Here is a 15,351-nt window from a genome sequence, read left to right as displayed (position 1 = left end):
CTTTTGTGCGCAAGCACATGAGAAAAGCAGGATTATTTCTCTTACTCACTTTTGTTTACTGCGCACCGAGTATAGCCAATCAAGAGGTCATTACCTTTGCCGTAAACCCCTCCTCTGCCAAGCAACAAGAGGTTTATCACCTGCTCGCGCAGCGCTTTGAAGCACAGCACCCTCGAATTAAAGTGCGAGTATCTTCCCAGTCTCTAGAGTCTCACAAACTTCGCATACTTAATTATCTCAAGGGCGAAGGGTTAGAAATTGACGTACTGCTTGCCTACGGTGGCACGCAACTTCACAGCTTAATAGACAGTAAGAAAATCACACCACTTGCGTCGTTATGGTTAGAGCATAACTTGGATGCACGCTTTTCAGCACCGATAAAAGAGCTGGTAAGTAAAGAAGAGCTTTCTGTTGATTTACTCATTGCCAAATTAGAAGCTATGCGCACTCAAATACACATAAAAAAAGCCCCTGATAGTGTTGTACCATCAGGGGCGTTTGATTCACTGAGCAAGGCAAAAGGCCCTGATTAAGCTGTACCACCTACGGTCAGTTCGTCGATTTTTAATGTGGGCTGACCAACGCCAACTGGCACGCTCTGACCATCTTTACCACAAACACCTACCCCTTTATCAAGGGCAGTATCGTTTCCGATCATCGATATTTTCTGCATTACTTCAGGACCATTACCGATAAGGGTTGCCCCTTTCACTGGTGCGGTAATCTTCCCGTTTTCAATCAAATAGGCTTCTGCACTTGAGAACACAAATTTGCCAGAGGTGATATCAACCTGTCCACCTGCGAAATTAGGCGCGTAAATGCCTTTGTCGATAGACGCTATAATTTCTTGTGGGTCGTATTGCCCATCTAACATATACGTATTGGTCATTCGCGGCATGGGTAAGTGTGCATATGACTCCCGACGACCATTTCCTGTTGGCGCTACCCCCATCAACTTGGCGTTGTGCTTATCTTGCATATAGCCCTTGAGGATACCGTCTTCAATAAGCACATTGTGCGCTGTGGGTGTGCCTTCATCGTCTACCGAGAGAGAGCCACGTCTGTCATGTAACGTACCGTCATCAACAACCGTTACCCCTTTTGCGGCAACACGTTGACCGATACGCCCTGAGAATGTCGAGGCACCTTTACGGTTAAAATCGCCTTCTAAGCCATGTCCTACTGCTTCGTGTAGTAATACGCCCGGCCAACCGTTTCCAAGCACAACAGGCATAGCACCTGCTGGTGATGCTACCGCTTGCATGTTAACCCGCGCCATATGAAGCGCATCATCTGCTAAACCTTCATAAAACGGTTTACCCTCTTCGTCACGGGTGAAAAAAGAGTATGCATAACGGCCGCCTGCACCTGCAGAACCGCGTTCACGTCGTTCACCTTGCTCTAGCAGTACTGAACAGTTCAAACGCACAAGCGGGCGAATGTCCGTTGCCAAGGTACCGTCGCTACCTGCTACTAAAATTTCTTCGTAAACACCACTTAAGCTCACTACCACTTGGTTGGCCGAAGGTTCTTTTTGTCGAATGTAAGCATCTACAGCTTTAAGCAGCGAAATTTTTTCAGCGTCTTGCATGGCAAGAATTGGGTTATTTTCACTATAACGCGCTTCACTGGGCTTTTGACCTAGTGCCGCTACGCGCTGAGTTCCACCGCTTGGAGCAATACCTCTCGCTGCTTTACACGCTTTACCTAATGCGTCTTCGCTGATTTCATCTGAATAAGCAAACCCGGTTTTTTCACCACTGATTGCTCGAACGCCTACACCGCGCTCTATGTTATAGCTACCTTCTTTGATAATACCGTCTTCCAATACCCAGCTTTCGTGCTGGCTTGACTGAAAATATAAATCGGCATAATCGGTATCGTGGCGATGAATTGTCGCTAGGGCTTGCTCAAGCTTAGTGATATCTAGCCCTGAGTCAGATAGTAAATGACGCTCAACAGATTTAGACAAAGTGACTCCTGAATCGGTTATGTTCGGCAACCGGCATATTCTGTTTAATGGTTTCTCTTTCTGCAATATCAACGCGCGCAGATGCAACACCGCGCTCGGTTGTTAGCTCGGCAAGGGTATCGCCCCACGGTGACAGTACGACGCTGTGACCATAGGTTTCGCGGCCATTTTGGTGAACACCCACTTGATTTGCAGCCACTACAAAGCACTGCTTTTCTATAGCTCGTGCCTGCAACAACGCATGCCAGTGAGCTTCTCCAGTGCGCTGCGTAAAAGCCGCTGGCAACACCAAAATATCGATATCACCCATTGCAGTAAATAATCCTGGAAAACGTATATCATAGCACACCGCAAGTCCAATGTTGCCAATTGGGGTTTGTACCGTGACCACTTCATTACCCGCAAGCGTAGTTGCCGACTCTTTGTAACTTCCCGTATTGTCATTTACTGACACATCAAACATGTGGATTTTACGATAGTCTGCGAGACATTCTCCGTCGGGTCCAAACAACATACAAGCGGCCGAAAATTTGTTGGGATCGTCGGTAGTAAGCGGAAATGTGCCCGATACAAGGTAACAGTGATGTTGCTTCGCCAGTTGTGATAAACGGGATTGAATGGGCCCGTTGCCCTTTTTTTCCGCCACACTTAACTGGCCTTTGTCTTTTCCACCAAAATAGGCAAAACACTCTGGCAGTACTACCAAGCTATCATTTTCAATGTTGGCAGCAGCCATTGCATTGGCAACAGTCTCTAAGTTGTCATCTACATTAGGGGTAGAGGTCATTTGAAGTGCAATAAGATTAGCCATCGATTACCTCCATGTTTAGCCTGCGAACATCGTCTTCGGTCAACGGTCTGTCCTGTGGGTTTGCTGGCGGCGGTGTATTTTGTGTCGGCAAACTAATGTCTTTGCTATTGCGCTCTACTTCGTCAAATTTAGGCTCTTTTATTGTGCCTGTAACACGATAGTTGACGTTTGATATTACCTTTGCAGAAGTAAGCACTTGATCTATCGCCAATGCTGCCAATGCGGTAGGCGGTGTTGCTAAAAAGTATACGAGGAAAGGCAGGTTACCGGTCACATTTGGCGCAAAAGAAACATTGTAGTTGAGCGCACCTGAGTTTAAGTCGGTAAAACCAACTATTTCGATGTCCCCTGCACCACCATCAATTTCGGTATCATCGGTGTAGGCTTTACCATCGACAATACTCAGCGTACCGCCCATATCATCGTAGAAAAAGCCTTTTGCAAATACGTCTCTAAAATCGAGACTGAGTTTTCTGACCAAAGAATTCAAACTGAATAACGTAAATATACGCGAGCCTTTGTCACTTAACTCTGTCAGGTAGCCATCGGACAACGACCAGTTTACATCACCATTTAAGTTCGCCAATGCAAAGTTCATTGGTGATTCAGGCCAATGGATATCAAATTTCACATCTGCGCTTGAGTCTTTGATGCCCGACTCGACGCCAAAGCTTTTAAGCATTTGACCCACATCAGGCGAAGTGAGCGTTCCGTCTAGTGACGTTTCGACACCTTTAGACGTATTTTTCCAATGACCACTTGCCGTAATGTTGGTATCTCTAGAACGCACCAGTAGCTGACGTATTTTGAGTCCCGTCTCTTCTTTTGCCACATCTAAGGTGACTTCCCCAAAATCAATACCGTGCACGCCACAGCTTTGGCAATAGAAGTAAATGGGTGGCAACGTACTGGGGTCTATATCGTACGGCGACACTTCAGCGTCCACTGCATCGGCTTCACCAACGTTTGCTAGCACTATCTCTTCAGGTTTTTCCAAGGACAAATAGTCGGCGTTAATCTCTATCCCTTGAGTATCCAAATCGCTGTTTATGCGCACAGTTGCCCTTGCCTGCGGCGAACCAATGTCCAAAATCCAGTCTTTGTCGCGCTCGGTCGCATTTAACTCAACGTTTTTAATGGCATGGCCAGAAAAGTGTAGTTTGTCTGTTTTGGCGAAAATACGCGATGGCGTACTAAACAAGCTATCTCGTTTTTGCGTTTTCTCTGCGCTAGTTGCATTTGCGTGAAGCTCGGATTCTCTACGTTTAGATTCTTGATGAAGCGATCCCCTACCTGATACCAACATATCAATAGTCTTAAACCACTCTTGCACATCAGCATCGGGTAGATTTGCCGCTATGCTAAACCCGGTACCTATGTTAGTGATATCGCTCTCTCCAATCGCTAAATGGGCACGAGAGAACTGCATTTCTTGATGAGGTAATACCCCTGTAAAGCGAATTTCACTTCCTAATTTCGCGTTAATATTCGACGCTTTGCCATCACCTTCACTTTCGATATAAAGCGGAAGATCGCTACCAATTGCGGTGTTAAATGGTGACGGTAACACGCTTTGCATAGCGCCTAAGTCTGCATTTAACGTTGCCTTGTAAGAAAAGTCTGCTTTGCCCAGTACTAAATCTACGTCTGTTTGCCATTTGGCCTCGCCATCGATGTAGTCCGTTAATTGCGTATTGACGTAATTTGCCAACGGATGAACATGCCAACGCCCACCTAACTCAACGTGAAGATCATAGTTGTCGCCTTGTCTGCCACTAAACGCCATTTCTACCGGCTGATTTAAGAAACTAGCGGCTAGACCATCAGCATCAATGTCCCCGTTCGTAAACGTAATTTCGCCGGTTGCGTTATCAAACAACATTCCTGTGCTGGCAATATAAACAGGGTTGCTAGACAAATGGGCAGTCCCCGACGCAACGACGTCTTTTCCTTTAAGTGGGATATCAAGCTTAATATCGGCAGATAACGGCCCTGAAACTTGCACTTCATCATTAAGTACTTTGCCCAGAGAATTTTTGATAGATGACGACATCATAAGGTCGGTTAGCGCCTGGCCTGAGCCCGCTCCGTTGGCATAAATAAGTAACCGTTCGCCCGGCTTAAAGCTAGGTATAGTTGCAGACATCTTGCTAATTTGCATTTCGCCTAGTTGCGCCGAAGGGCTTTCCATTACAAGGGCGTTATTGACAAAATATAAGGACAAATCGAGCTTTGTTAGTGCAGGCCAATCAGGAGCGAATAAAAAGTCACCTTGCTTTATATCCACATAGGCCTGAAAAATGCCCGAATTATCGTCAAATGGAAATGCAGAGGGTTTTCCATGCCACAGCACGCGAGCACTTTCGATTGCCCCTTTGCCATTGAAAGCACGAGTAAGATAGCTATCAGTGTTTTTACCCATGCCTATTGTAGGGAACAAGTCACTCACCCCACTAAGCGACATTGGACTGATATCCGCATAAATCGACATCAACCCTGTTGAGGTGTTTATCTTAAATTGTGGTTTGAGGGTCACGCTGTCACTATCAAATAGCATGTTATCCCCTCTAATGATCCACTGCGGGGACGCTGCTACTTGTTGCTTAGTTTCTTCTTGGTAAGGCGTGTGCGGGTAAATGAAGAAATCGGCTTGCAACGCATTTATGTTTAAATCTTTTTTGATTACGCCCTTAGAACTCAACACGCTGTTAGTACTATTTAGGTAAACAGCACCGTTGTTTTTATACCAATAAAAATCAACATCAAGAGACGAAAGCCCAGGTACGTTGTCGCTCTTTGACCACTGAAGATCAACGACTTTTGCAGCCAGCTCTGGTTTTCCATTGTGCAATTGAAATTGCAGTGTTGCCAATTCACCTTTTGGATCCAACGCGCGAATTTCATCTTCGCTAGTGTCATCCATGAACAACGGCAGTAACAACAAGAAAGGATTTACTTGCACCGGCTTTACGGTATTAACTAACACGTCACCATTGTGATTAATACTGCCAATTAGGTCTGTGGTTAATGTTTCGTTGCTTGAATTCAAAACAAGCTGGTCGACACGCACATTCCAGCCCGTATCGGTGGGCAACGCTTGCAAGCTCCCGCCCGTGATACCCGTTACTGTTTTAACCGTCTCATCGCCCCATTGCAGAAGGCTGTTGTTGAGCTCTGCCTGTACGCTGTTAATTTGGGTGTCATCAAGGCTCACCCACACTTCAAAATTAGCGCGACTTTGCGCCAAAGGACGCTTGGTATTAATAAGGTCGCTCACCCACGGGGATATATCTAAATCCTCTGCCTTAGCATAAAAGACGCCGTCAAACTTCTCTCTCGTCCCGTTGATATCTATGATAAACGACGCTGAGTTGGCGGCTAAATCTGCCACCTTCATGCGTCCTAACCCTTGGTGACGTTCTTCAAAATTGTTCCACGACAAGCTTTCAATATCGAAAGTACTGACTTCATTTTGTCGCGATACTGATACGACACCATCTTCAAGGGAAAAGCTCTGCAATTGCTCTAGGAATAAGCGTTCTAGCGCATTTACTACTGGAAAGTTGTTTTTGCTGTCGCCAGATAGCCTGTCAGCATCGATATCAAGATGTAGGCCGCGCAATTCGAATCGTGTGGAAGAGACAAGTTGCAGGCGTAACGACTGCCAAAAATCTAATTCAACATAGATTTGACGGATATCAAGTGCCACAGGAGAGGCATCGTCTTTAGCAAGCGATACCGAATTAAGGACGATGCTTGGCCCATTGCGTTGCCACACCGCGTGTACACTATCAATTGTAAGATTGACCCCGTACTGCTCGTTAATATAGTTCTCTAACAGGTGTTTATTGTGCTCGATATGCGGCAGGGCATAACGGGCAGCACTTAACACCAGTGCAAACACTACAAGTAATACGGCGAGTAGCAGCCAGAACTTCTTTAGCAAATAAGCGGCTACCGACGAAAAATTTGTCACACTTTGCCTTTGTATAAGTTAATGCGTTACATCATGACGACGTCGTACTTATCCTGGTTGTACAAAGTTTCGGTTTGTACCTTAATTTGTTTAGATACAAACACTTCCAACTCAGCTAGCATGTGAGACTCTTCGCCCATTAACGCTTCAGCCACTTTAGGCGACGCGTAAACCACAAACTTATCGGCGTCATAAGCACGGTTCACCCGTACAATCTCACGCATAATTTCAAAGCAAATAGTTTCAATGGTCTTCACTGTGCCACGCCCTTTACATACGGGGCATTCACCACACAGTATATGCTCTATGCTTTCACGGGTGCGCTTGCGGGTCATTTCAATAAGCCCCAACGCCGTAAAACCGTGAATGTTTATCTTAGCTCTGTCCTTGTTTGTCGCCACCTCTAATGAATGTAAGACCCTTCTTTTATGGTCTGGTTCAATCATATCGATAAAGTCGATTAGGATCATACCGCCCAAGTTGCGCAGTCTTAACTGGCGCGCAATCGCCTGCGTCGCCTCAATATTGGTGTTAAATATGGTTTCTTCTAAATTACGGTGGCCAACAAATGCCCCCGTATTAATATCAATCGTGGTCATCGCTTCGGTTTGGTCGATAATGAGATAACCACCGGATTTTAAATCCACCCGTCTTTCCAACGCTCGTTGCGCTTCATTTTCGACATCGTACAAGTCGAAAATAGGTCTGTCTCCAGTGTAGTACTCAAGCTTGCCATTCATTTCAGGCACGTATTCTTTGGTAAACTGATGAAGCTCTTGAAAAGACAGTTTCGAGTCAATGCGAATACGGTCGAGTTCTGTGCCAACGAAGTCTCGCAATACACGACGCGCAAGTGGCAAGTCTTCGTATAGTACATTGGACTTGCGCTTTTTCATGCGCGATTGAATTTTATCCCACAAGCGACGCAAAAATGCGGCATCAGATTGCAGTTCAGTTTTACCCACGCCTTCTGCAGCGGTGCGAAGAATAAAACCGCCATTTTCGTCACAAAATTCTTGAACCAACCCTTTTAAACGCTCGCGCTCCGCTTCTTCTTCAATGCGCTGCGAAACACCTACGTGGGTAACCGACGGCATGAACACTAAATAGCGGCTTGGAATGGTAATATCTGTGGTTAAGCGAGCGCCTTTTGTGCCAATAGGATCCTTTACCACCTGAACAACAATATCTTGTCCGTCGCGCACAAGCTCGCGAATGTCTTGTTTTTGAATATGACTAGCAGACACTTCTTCTGCAATTTCATTATGAATAACAATGTCTGAGGCGTGCAAAAACGCCGCCTTTTCTAACCCAATATCCACAAATGCTGCTTGCATACCAGGCAAAACACGGCTTACTTTACCACGATAAATGTTGCCCACTAATCCACGCTTTGTATGTCGTTCAACGTGAATTTCTTGCAAAATTCCATTCTCAATCAGCGCCACACGTGACTCTGATGGCGTAACGTTAATTAGTAGTTCAGCACTCACCACTACACTCCAAATGCATTGAGCAGTTGACGGGTTTCATAAAGGGGCAAGCCCACTACAGCACTTGCACTGCCGTTAATTGAAACGACGAATTCACCGCCGATCCCTTGAATTGCATAACTTCCTGCTTTATCGGCAGGTTCACCTGTTTCCCAGTATGCTTCAATTTGGGCATCCGTCAATGATGCAAATTCAACATAGGTATTAATTACTTCGGTACACTGTTTTGCATTACTTACCGCGCTGATAGCAGTAAGTACTTCGTGTTTATTGCCTGATAACATGCGAAGAATGCGCTGTGCATCGGCCTTGTTTTCTGGCTTACCTACACTATTACCATTAAACGCAATGAGGGTATCACTGGCCAAAATAACCGTTTCGTTAGTCATTTCGCCCTGCTGCGTTAATTTCGCCTTAACAGCAAGCGCTTTTTCTGCAGCTAATCGTTTAACTAAGGTATCGGGAGATTCACCGTCTTTAGGTGTTTCATCAATGTCTGCTGGCAAAATGCGATGCGCAATGTTCATCTGCTTGAGCAACGCAGTGCGCCTTGGCGATGCTGACGCGAGTACAACCGATTTAGTCATGTGTCTGCCTTAATTGAAAGTATGTACTTGCTGCTTAGGATATTGAAAACTGTCGACGAGTTCGACGAAGTAACCAGAAAATCCAAGGCCACACCATCATTGACGTAATAACAGGCCACAAGTAATCAACCTGGAAATAAATATCGGTAAGAAGGTGCTGCACCCAAAACGTGAGCAAGTGATAAAGTGAAGAAAGCAGGCCGATAATAATAGCTTGTTGCCATACTGAGTAATTGCGAAGTCGCTGGTAATTTGCAGCGAGCACATAAACACAAATACTCAAACCAAGACTGTGTATACCTAGGGTTGTACCAACAAGAATATCCATGGCGATACCCGTAACAAAAGCGACACCCACATTAACACGTTGCGGTAGCGCCATACTCCAATAAGCCAAAACAACCAGCACCCAGTCAGGACGATAAACATCAACCTGAATAGGCAATGGCACTATTTGTAGTACCAACGAAATCGCTATACTTATCCAAATTACGAGGTTACGTTTACGCATCGGTTGACTCTTCTACTGCCTCGTTATTTTCTTCTGCATTTGTTTTTTTCGTGTACCAAAGTAACAACAAGTGTCGCAACCTATCTAGCTTAGCGACCGGCGCTACCACCACCTGTGCAAAAGGACGGCTTTCGTCACGTACAACCTGAGTAACCTGCGCCACTGGATAACCTTCAGGGAAGACTTTTCCTAAACCCGACGACACCAAGATATCCCCTACCTTGATGTCTACGCTATGTGGCACGTGCTCAAGATACAGTTCATTTAAGCTACCGCTGCCATTCGCAATAAAGCGGATATCGTTGCGTAGTGAGCGCACTGGAATAGCGTGAGTAACATCGGCAATCAGCAGAACCCGACTATTCGTTGTGCCTACTTCCGTGACTTGTCCCACAATGCCTTTGTCATCAATAACGGGCTGTGACAGATAGACGCCGTCTATTGCCCCCTTATTAATAACCACTTGCTGGCTGTATGGGTTTTTATCCACCGCCATTAACTCAGCAACCATCTTTCGAGAATCTATGCGTAGAGGCGCTTGAAGTAGCTCTCTCAGTTGTCGGTTTTCTTTTTGAATAACGTCAAATTGCTGCAGTTTTTCACTCATTAACAACAGTTGATTATTGAGCTTCTGATTTTCGGCAAGTAACTGCTCTTGAGAAGTGAGGCGCTGAGCACTTTCATTAAGCATAAGACCGGGCAAATTCGCAATGTATTGCAACGGACTCATGATAGAATTGAGGTAAACGCGCGTAGATTTAAAGCCGTCGAGTTTGTGATCGACAAATATCAATAGCACCGACAAAACCAATGCCAGTGCGAGTCGATTATTCAGCGATGGGCCGCGCGTAAAAATAGTATCCATGATACAAATAAGGCAACCTTAAGGTTGCCTTTCCTGCTTACTCGTAACTAAACAGGTCGCCACCGTGAAGGTCAATCATATCGAATGCCTTACCGCCACCGCGCGCTACACAAGTTAGCGGATCATCCGCAATAACCACAGGAATGCCCGTTTCTTCCATAAGCAATCTGTCTAGGTCTTTAAGTAGTGCACCACCACCGGTTAGTACCATACCGCGTTCAGAAATATCTGACGCTAGCTCAGGAGGAGACTGCTCAAGAGCAACCATTACCGCAGATACAATACCCGTAAGCGGCTCTTGCAGCGCTTCTAGGATCTCGTTTGAGTTTAGCGTAAAGCCTCGTGGTACACCTTCAGCAAGGTTGCGGCCGCGCACTTCGATTTCACGCACTTCTTCACCAGGGTAAGCTGCGCCGATTTCGTGTTTGATACGCTCAGCAGTGGCTTCACCTATAAGTGAACCGAAGTTTCGACGAATGTAGTTAATAATGGCTTCATCAAATTTGTCACCACCGATGCGCACTGACGATGAGTACACCACACCGTTTAATGAAATAATGGCAACTTCTGTTGTACCACCACCGATATCAACAACCATTGAGCCCGTAGCTTCAGATACGGGTAAGCCTGCACCTATTGCTGCCGCCATTGGCTCGTCGATAAGGTAGACTTCACGCGCCCCTGCGCCTAGCGCAGACTCTTTGATAGCACGGCGCTCAACCTGTGTTGAACCACAAGGTACACATACCAGCACGCGAGGGCTTGGGCGCAAGAAGTTATTGTCGTGTACTTGCTTGATAAAGTGCTGAAGCATTTTTTCTGTTACATAGAAGTCGGCAATCACGCCGTCTTTCATAGGGCGAATCGCACGGATGTTTCCTGGCGTTCTACCTAACATGCGCTTCGCTTCTGCACCGACAGCTGCTACGCTTTTCGGCCCGGCTGCACGCTCTTGACGAATAGCTACAACAGATGGCTCGTTAAGTACAATACCTTGGTCTTTTACGTAAATCAGCGTGTTAGCTGTTCCGAGGTCTATGGACAGATCGTTAGAGAACATGCCTCGAAGCTTTTTAAACATGAAGAGTGTATTCCTGTTTTTGTGTTAACGCGTATATGCAAAGGTGAGATGGCGACGCTTTAACATGAAGTCGATATTTATTGTCACACTTTAACAATGGGGGCAAATTTGGGCAAGTAATGCCTTTATTTGTTGTTAAATTATATTCATTTAGCACTGCAAGTTCTCAATTTTGGTCTTGCAGAGATGTAGTGTGCATCGTTTTCCCCTATTCAAAGAGGTTTACCATTTTACATGATAAAAGACTACGCAAGGGCTAAAAGGTTCCCATTGTCGTGCAACGATTAGAACTCTACATCAGTTGTTTTACCTGAAGCAGGGTAGTAGTCAAAATAGGCACCACTGCTTAAACTATAACGACACCAATAGTTGTCTTCGCTATCGTCCGTGTCGGAATAGTAGCGAGCGTGTACCTTAAAGCCATCAACGTTCAACGGCGATGCCACTAAGCCCGTCCATACTTTCTCACAACCTTCGTCAGTAAGCTCTGCGGTGGGCCATCCATTGTGATTCATTCTTACTGGTTTACGATTAATTTCTTTTCCTGCTTTATCATAATGAATCAACATGATCATCGTGGTAGGCTGCTGTACGCGCCATTGCCAGTGTGACGAGATAACATGATCTCTGAACGTTGAGGCGCTACTTAAAAAAGCATTTTCGGTTGTGTTGCTTTCATCAGTATTAAAAACATTGATTAACACCCCAAGCGCAATAGCAAAAATTGCGGCAATGGATGCCTTCATTATATTGAGATATGGAGAAGTGTCATTTGTTGTATTTTTCATTGTTCTCTTCCTAATGCCGACATCAATACACTGTACTAACGGGCGATATCGCTATTTTATCGGCATAGAGAACAAAATATAAAGCAGATGTTTATTGGGAAAGCACCGTTATTCCCCAAAAATCACTATTTTTCTGCTTTAGTTGCCACCCTTTTGCCATTAGCGCCTTGCGGGTGAAGTAGTTAGTCATACCATGGCCAAACAGCACCAAACGTTCATGTTCTAATGATAAATCTTCAATGCGAGCAACCAGATTATCTACTCGAGATTTCGCTGCTTCAAAACTTTCAAAACGACCTTTCTTCCCCAAAAACCATAACGCTCTACTTACAACAACCCAATGCCATGTACGCAGTTGCACGGGTAGTTTGTAGTAAGGTATGTCCATTTCTCTTAGGTCGTCGCACACTTCGTCGGCTTTTTTCACGCCATAATGTGTTGCTGTAAGTTGGGCGCGTACAAGCGGGCTCACCATGATATAGCTGTTATCAAGGTGAGTCGTAGTCTCGGGTTTACTTTGAGGGTCGAGTTCGGATTTATTGTACGCTTTTATCCACTTTGCGTATTGCGATGCAGTTACTTTGTCATTGTGTGCAGACAAGGGTTTGCCATGACGAATTAAAACGATTTCCTTTGGATGATAATGTGCCATAACGTCCCTGTTAGCGTGTAAGTACAATTAAGCGTTGTGAATTAGGCGCTAGCTAATTCGACATTGTGCGTTTCGCCGTCTACGTTGGTACTAATATAAGTAGCCAGCTCTGCTTTTTGTGCTTCAGTTAAACGCAGCCCATGCTTTGTTCTGCGCCAAATAATGTCTTCCAGTGACATGGCCCATTCATGATTAATTAGGTAATCAACTTCTGCTTGGTATAACCCAGCCCCAAAGTCTGGGCCTAATTCATCGAGTGACGAGGCATTTTTCAAGAATTTGTTACACAATAAGCCGTACTGTCTTGCATAGCGCTGCGCCTGAGTAATCGGCAACCATGGATAGGTTTGAGTTAACTCAGCCACCAGCGATGCTTGGCTTTCAAATGCGCCGCCGGGTAGCGGCACTTCTTTGGTCCACGCTTTCTTTGCTTTTGGGAAGCAGGTGACAAGTTTATCAACCGCATGCTCAGCTAATTTCCGGTAGGTCGTAATCTTTCCACCAAAAATATTGAGTAAAATTGGCGCACCTTTCTCACCTTTAAGCTCAACTTTGTAGTCACGCGTCAACTCTTGTGCAGAGGCATTCTTTTCTTCAAGTAAAGGACGCACACCGCTGTAACTGTGAACAATATCGCCATGACTTATCTTGGTTTTAAAGTAGTTATTTACTACATCAATTAAGTAGTCAGTTTCCTCGGCAGAGATAGACGCCTGTGAAGGGTTACCTTTATAGTCTTCATCCGTAGTGCCCACTAAGGAGAAATCACCTTCGTAGGGGATCACAAACACTATGCGCCCGTCTTTATTCTGCAAAATATAGGCTTCTTCACTATCGTAGAGTTTCGGCACAATAAAGTGGCTGCCTTTAACCATGCGCATTGCGTTGGGGTTTGCAACATCAACCAATCTATCTAAAAACGAAACAGCCCAAGGACCGGCAGCGTTAACAATTGACTTCGCCTTAACTGTAAACGTTTTCCCTAAATGCGTCTTTAATTCCACATTCCATAGTGCGCCATCCTTTTTTGCGCTCACGCACTCTGTGCGAGTGTAAATGTCTGCCCCTTGATCCTTAGCCGCGAGTGCATTTAGCACCACTAGGCGTGCGTCATCTACCCAACCATCTGAATATTCGAAACAGGTCGAAATCTCATTGACTAGCGGACCTTGGGGCGTTGTAGACACCTTTCTTGAGCGCGGGAGCATGTTTCGTTTAGCCAGTGAGTCATACAAAAATAAGCCAATTCGAATCATCCAAGCCGGACGCAAGTGCTTTTGATGAGGAAGCCTGAAACGCAATGGCCACACGATGTGTGGCGCTTTTTGAAGCAGAACTTCACGCTCTGCCAGGGCTTCTTTTACAAGCCTAAACTCATAGTGTTCTAAATAGCGAAGACCGCCATGAATCAATTTGCTACTTGATGATGAAGTCGCACCAGCAAGATCGCCTTTTTCGCACAGCGCAACAGACAACCCTCTACCTGCTGCATCAAGTGCAACACCAACGCCATTAACACCACCACCGACGACGAGTACGTCTACGGTTTTGTCTGCTTGCTTACTTTGATTCATGTTATGCCCCTTTACGGCCATTCTTTTATTTGGCTATTTGACAACCAAAAAGAAAACATGTCAACACAAAACGAACATTTTCGAACATTAAAGAAAATTAAAAACCAAACCCAGCTGTTATACTGGTTGATGAATGAATAGCTAGAATTGGGCCGCGATTAGCACCGCGTATAAACCGCAGCAATCTACTTAAAATAAAGAAGGTAAAATGAGTGTGAGTGAGGTTTATGACAAGAAAATGATTATGCCTTTACAAAGGTGATTTTGTTTTCTTCTATGATTTTGCTGATACTTGGCGGCGGCGTTTTATCGCAAACCAAACAATCTACCTGTGATATGTGGCCTTGCTCAACCATAGCGCGACGCTCAAACTTGCTATAGTCAGCAGCCAAAATCACGTGCTGCGTATGTTCCAATATCGCTTGAGACACCTTTACTTCACGAAAATCGAAATCGAGAAGTGCGCCATCTGCGCTAATCCCACTGATTCCAATAATGCCGTAGTCCATTCTAAACTGACTGATAAAATCACAGGTTGCTTCACCAATTATGCCGCCATCGCGATAGCGCACCTCGCCTGCAGCAATAATCACCGAAAAGTCTTCTTTTGCTGAAAGAATAGTGGCTACATGAATGTTGTTTGTCACAACATGCAAATTTTTGTGATTAAGCAACTTTGTGGCAATCATTTCGGTTGTCGTACCGATATTGATAAACAGTGAGGCACCGTCTGGGATCATTGCGGCAACGGCTTCTGCAATTTTCTCTTTAACCTGACTATTTTGCGTTTTTCTTTCCTGATAAGGCGTATTTTCCCAGCTGCGATTAAGGCCAGCACCACCGTGATAACGGCTGAGTACACCATTTTCGGCTAACTGGTTTAAGTCTCTGCGGATAGTCTGAGGTGTAACGTCGCACGCGGTGACCAAATCATCAATAGACATAAAGCCATGTTGTTTAATTAATCCAACAATTTTTTCGTGCCTTTGCGTTTGGTTCATCAAGCATACCGTTATGAGTAAAAATGGAGTTGTCAGTATA

The 15,351-nt window shown here is 45.2% G+C and carries 13 protein-coding genes; 1 reads left to right on the top strand and 12 read right to left on the bottom strand.

Going from position 1 to position 15,351, the window contains the following annotated elements; all coding sequences use genetic code 11:
• Positions 1 to 17 precede the first annotated feature (17 nt).
• Positions 18 to 533, top strand: coding sequence for a hypothetical protein (locus LHL20_RS16675; RefSeq protein ID WP_226434107.1), 516 nt, complete (start codon positions 18 to 20; stop codon positions 531 to 533).
• On the opposite strand, the gene tldD is transcribed toward LHL20_RS16675, so the two are convergent.
• The 12 genes from tldD to LHL20_RS16615 form a co-directional block, all read right to left on the bottom strand.
• Positions 530 to 1,972 carry a metalloprotease TldD gene (gene tldD, locus LHL20_RS16670; protein WP_202263234.1) on the bottom strand — a complete coding sequence of 481 codons (1,443 nt, stop codon included), beginning with the start codon at positions 1,970 to 1,972 and terminating at the stop codon, positions 530 to 532. The two genes, LHL20_RS16675 and tldD, sit on opposite strands and share 4 nt — an antisense overlap.
• Positions 1,965 to 2,783, bottom strand: coding sequence for a carbon-nitrogen hydrolase family protein (locus LHL20_RS16665; RefSeq protein ID WP_226434106.1), 819 nt, complete (start codon positions 2,781 to 2,783; stop codon positions 1,965 to 1,967). The genes tldD and LHL20_RS16665 overlap by 8 nt, the downstream gene beginning before the upstream one ends.
• Positions 2,776 to 6,759 carry a YhdP family protein gene (locus LHL20_RS16660; RefSeq protein ID WP_226434105.1) on the bottom strand — a complete coding sequence of 1,328 codons (3,984 nt, stop codon included), beginning with the start codon at positions 6,757 to 6,759 and terminating at the stop codon, positions 2,776 to 2,778. The genes LHL20_RS16665 and LHL20_RS16660 overlap by 8 nt, the downstream gene beginning before the upstream one ends.
• Before the next feature lie 26 nt (positions 6,760 to 6,785).
• Complete coding sequence (gene rng / locus LHL20_RS16655; protein ID WP_159627187.1) at positions 6,786 to 8,252, bottom strand: ribonuclease G; 1,467 nt, start codon at positions 8,250 to 8,252, stop codon at positions 6,786 to 6,788.
• Between the two features lie 2 nt (positions 8,253 to 8,254).
• Complete coding sequence (locus LHL20_RS16650) at positions 8,255 to 8,839, bottom strand: Maf family protein (RefSeq protein ID WP_226434104.1); 585 nt, start codon at positions 8,837 to 8,839, stop codon at positions 8,255 to 8,257.
• 34 nt (positions 8,840 to 8,873) lie between these two features.
• The gene (gene mreD / locus LHL20_RS16645; RefSeq protein WP_159627189.1) at positions 8,874 to 9,350 is read right to left on the bottom strand and encodes a rod shape-determining protein MreD; all 477 of its coding nucleotides are present in this window, start codon (positions 9,348 to 9,350) and stop codon (positions 8,874 to 8,876) included.
• The gene (mreC, locus tag LHL20_RS16640) at positions 9,343 to 10,215 is read right to left on the bottom strand and encodes a rod shape-determining protein MreC (RefSeq protein ID WP_226434103.1); all 873 of its coding nucleotides are present in this window, start codon (positions 10,213 to 10,215) and stop codon (positions 9,343 to 9,345) included. The genes mreD and mreC overlap by 8 nt, the downstream gene beginning before the upstream one ends.
• A 37-nt stretch (positions 10,216 to 10,252) precedes the next feature.
• Positions 10,253 to 11,296 (bottom strand): rod shape-determining protein, encoded by a 1,044-nt coding sequence (locus LHL20_RS16635; RefSeq protein ID WP_014947909.1) that lies wholly within the window; start codon positions 11,294 to 11,296, stop codon positions 10,253 to 10,255.
• A gap of 284 nt (positions 11,297 to 11,580) precedes the next feature.
• Positions 11,581 to 12,084: a hypothetical protein gene (locus LHL20_RS16630; RefSeq protein WP_226434102.1), complete on the bottom strand. Its 504-nt coding sequence runs from the start codon at positions 12,082 to 12,084 to the stop codon at positions 11,581 to 11,583.
• Between the two features lie 91 nt (positions 12,085 to 12,175).
• Entirely contained in the window at positions 12,176 to 12,736 is a 561-nt protein-coding gene (locus LHL20_RS16625) for a histidine phosphatase family protein (protein ID WP_226434101.1), read from the bottom strand.
• Between the two features lie 41 nt (positions 12,737 to 12,777).
• Complete coding sequence (gene glpD / locus LHL20_RS16620; RefSeq protein WP_226434100.1) at positions 12,778 to 14,310, bottom strand: glycerol-3-phosphate dehydrogenase; 1,533 nt, start codon at positions 14,308 to 14,310, stop codon at positions 12,778 to 12,780.
• 242 nt (positions 14,311 to 14,552) lie between these two features.
• Positions 14,553 to 15,311 carry a DeoR/GlpR family transcriptional regulator gene (locus LHL20_RS16615; protein ID WP_159627194.1) on the bottom strand — a complete coding sequence of 253 codons (759 nt, stop codon included), beginning with the start codon at positions 15,309 to 15,311 and terminating at the stop codon, positions 14,553 to 14,555.
• Between the last annotated feature and the right edge of the window lie 40 nt (positions 15,312 to 15,351).

Source organism: Alteromonas sp. McT4-15 (assembly GCF_020515205.1).
Classification (GTDB): domain Bacteria; phylum Pseudomonadota; class Gammaproteobacteria; order Enterobacterales; family Alteromonadaceae; genus Alteromonas.
Note: the sequence above shows the minus strand (reverse complement) of the source record. Positions and strands in the feature narration are given on the sequence as shown.

Bases quoted from the DNA above. Each gene is read 5' to 3' on its own strand.
- LHL20_RS16675 (WP_226434107.1), top strand. From the start codon at position 18: ATGAGAAAAGCAGGATTATTTCTCTTACTCACTTTTGTTTACTGCGCA.
- glpD (WP_226434100.1), bottom strand. From the start codon at position 14,310: ATGAATCAAAGTAAGCAAGCAGACAAAACCGTAGACGTACTCGTCGTC.
- LHL20_RS16615 (WP_159627194.1), bottom strand. From the start codon at position 15,311: ATGAACCAAACGCAAAGGCACGAAAAAATTGTTGGATTAATTAAACAA.
- LHL20_RS16650 (WP_226434104.1), bottom strand. From the start codon at position 8,839: ATGACTAAATCGGTTGTACTCGCGTCAGCATCGCCAAGGCGCACTGCG.
- mreD (WP_159627189.1), bottom strand. From the start codon at position 9,350: ATGCGTAAACGTAACCTCGTAATTTGGATAAGTATAGCGATTTCGTTG.
- LHL20_RS16630 (WP_226434102.1), bottom strand. From the start codon at position 12,084: ATGAAAAATACAACAAATGACACTTCTCCATATCTCAATATAATGAAG.
- mreC (WP_226434103.1), bottom strand. From the start codon at position 10,215: ATGGATACTATTTTTACGCGCGGCCCATCGCTGAATAATCGACTCGCA.
- LHL20_RS16625 (WP_226434101.1), bottom strand. From the start codon at position 12,736: ATGGCACATTATCATCCAAAGGAAATCGTTTTAATTCGTCATGGCAAA.
- LHL20_RS16635 (WP_014947909.1), bottom strand. From the start codon at position 11,296: ATGTTTAAAAAGCTTCGAGGCATGTTCTCTAACGATCTGTCCATAGAC.
- LHL20_RS16665 (WP_226434106.1), bottom strand. From the start codon at position 2,783: ATGGCTAATCTTATTGCACTTCAAATGACCTCTACCCCTAATGTAGAT.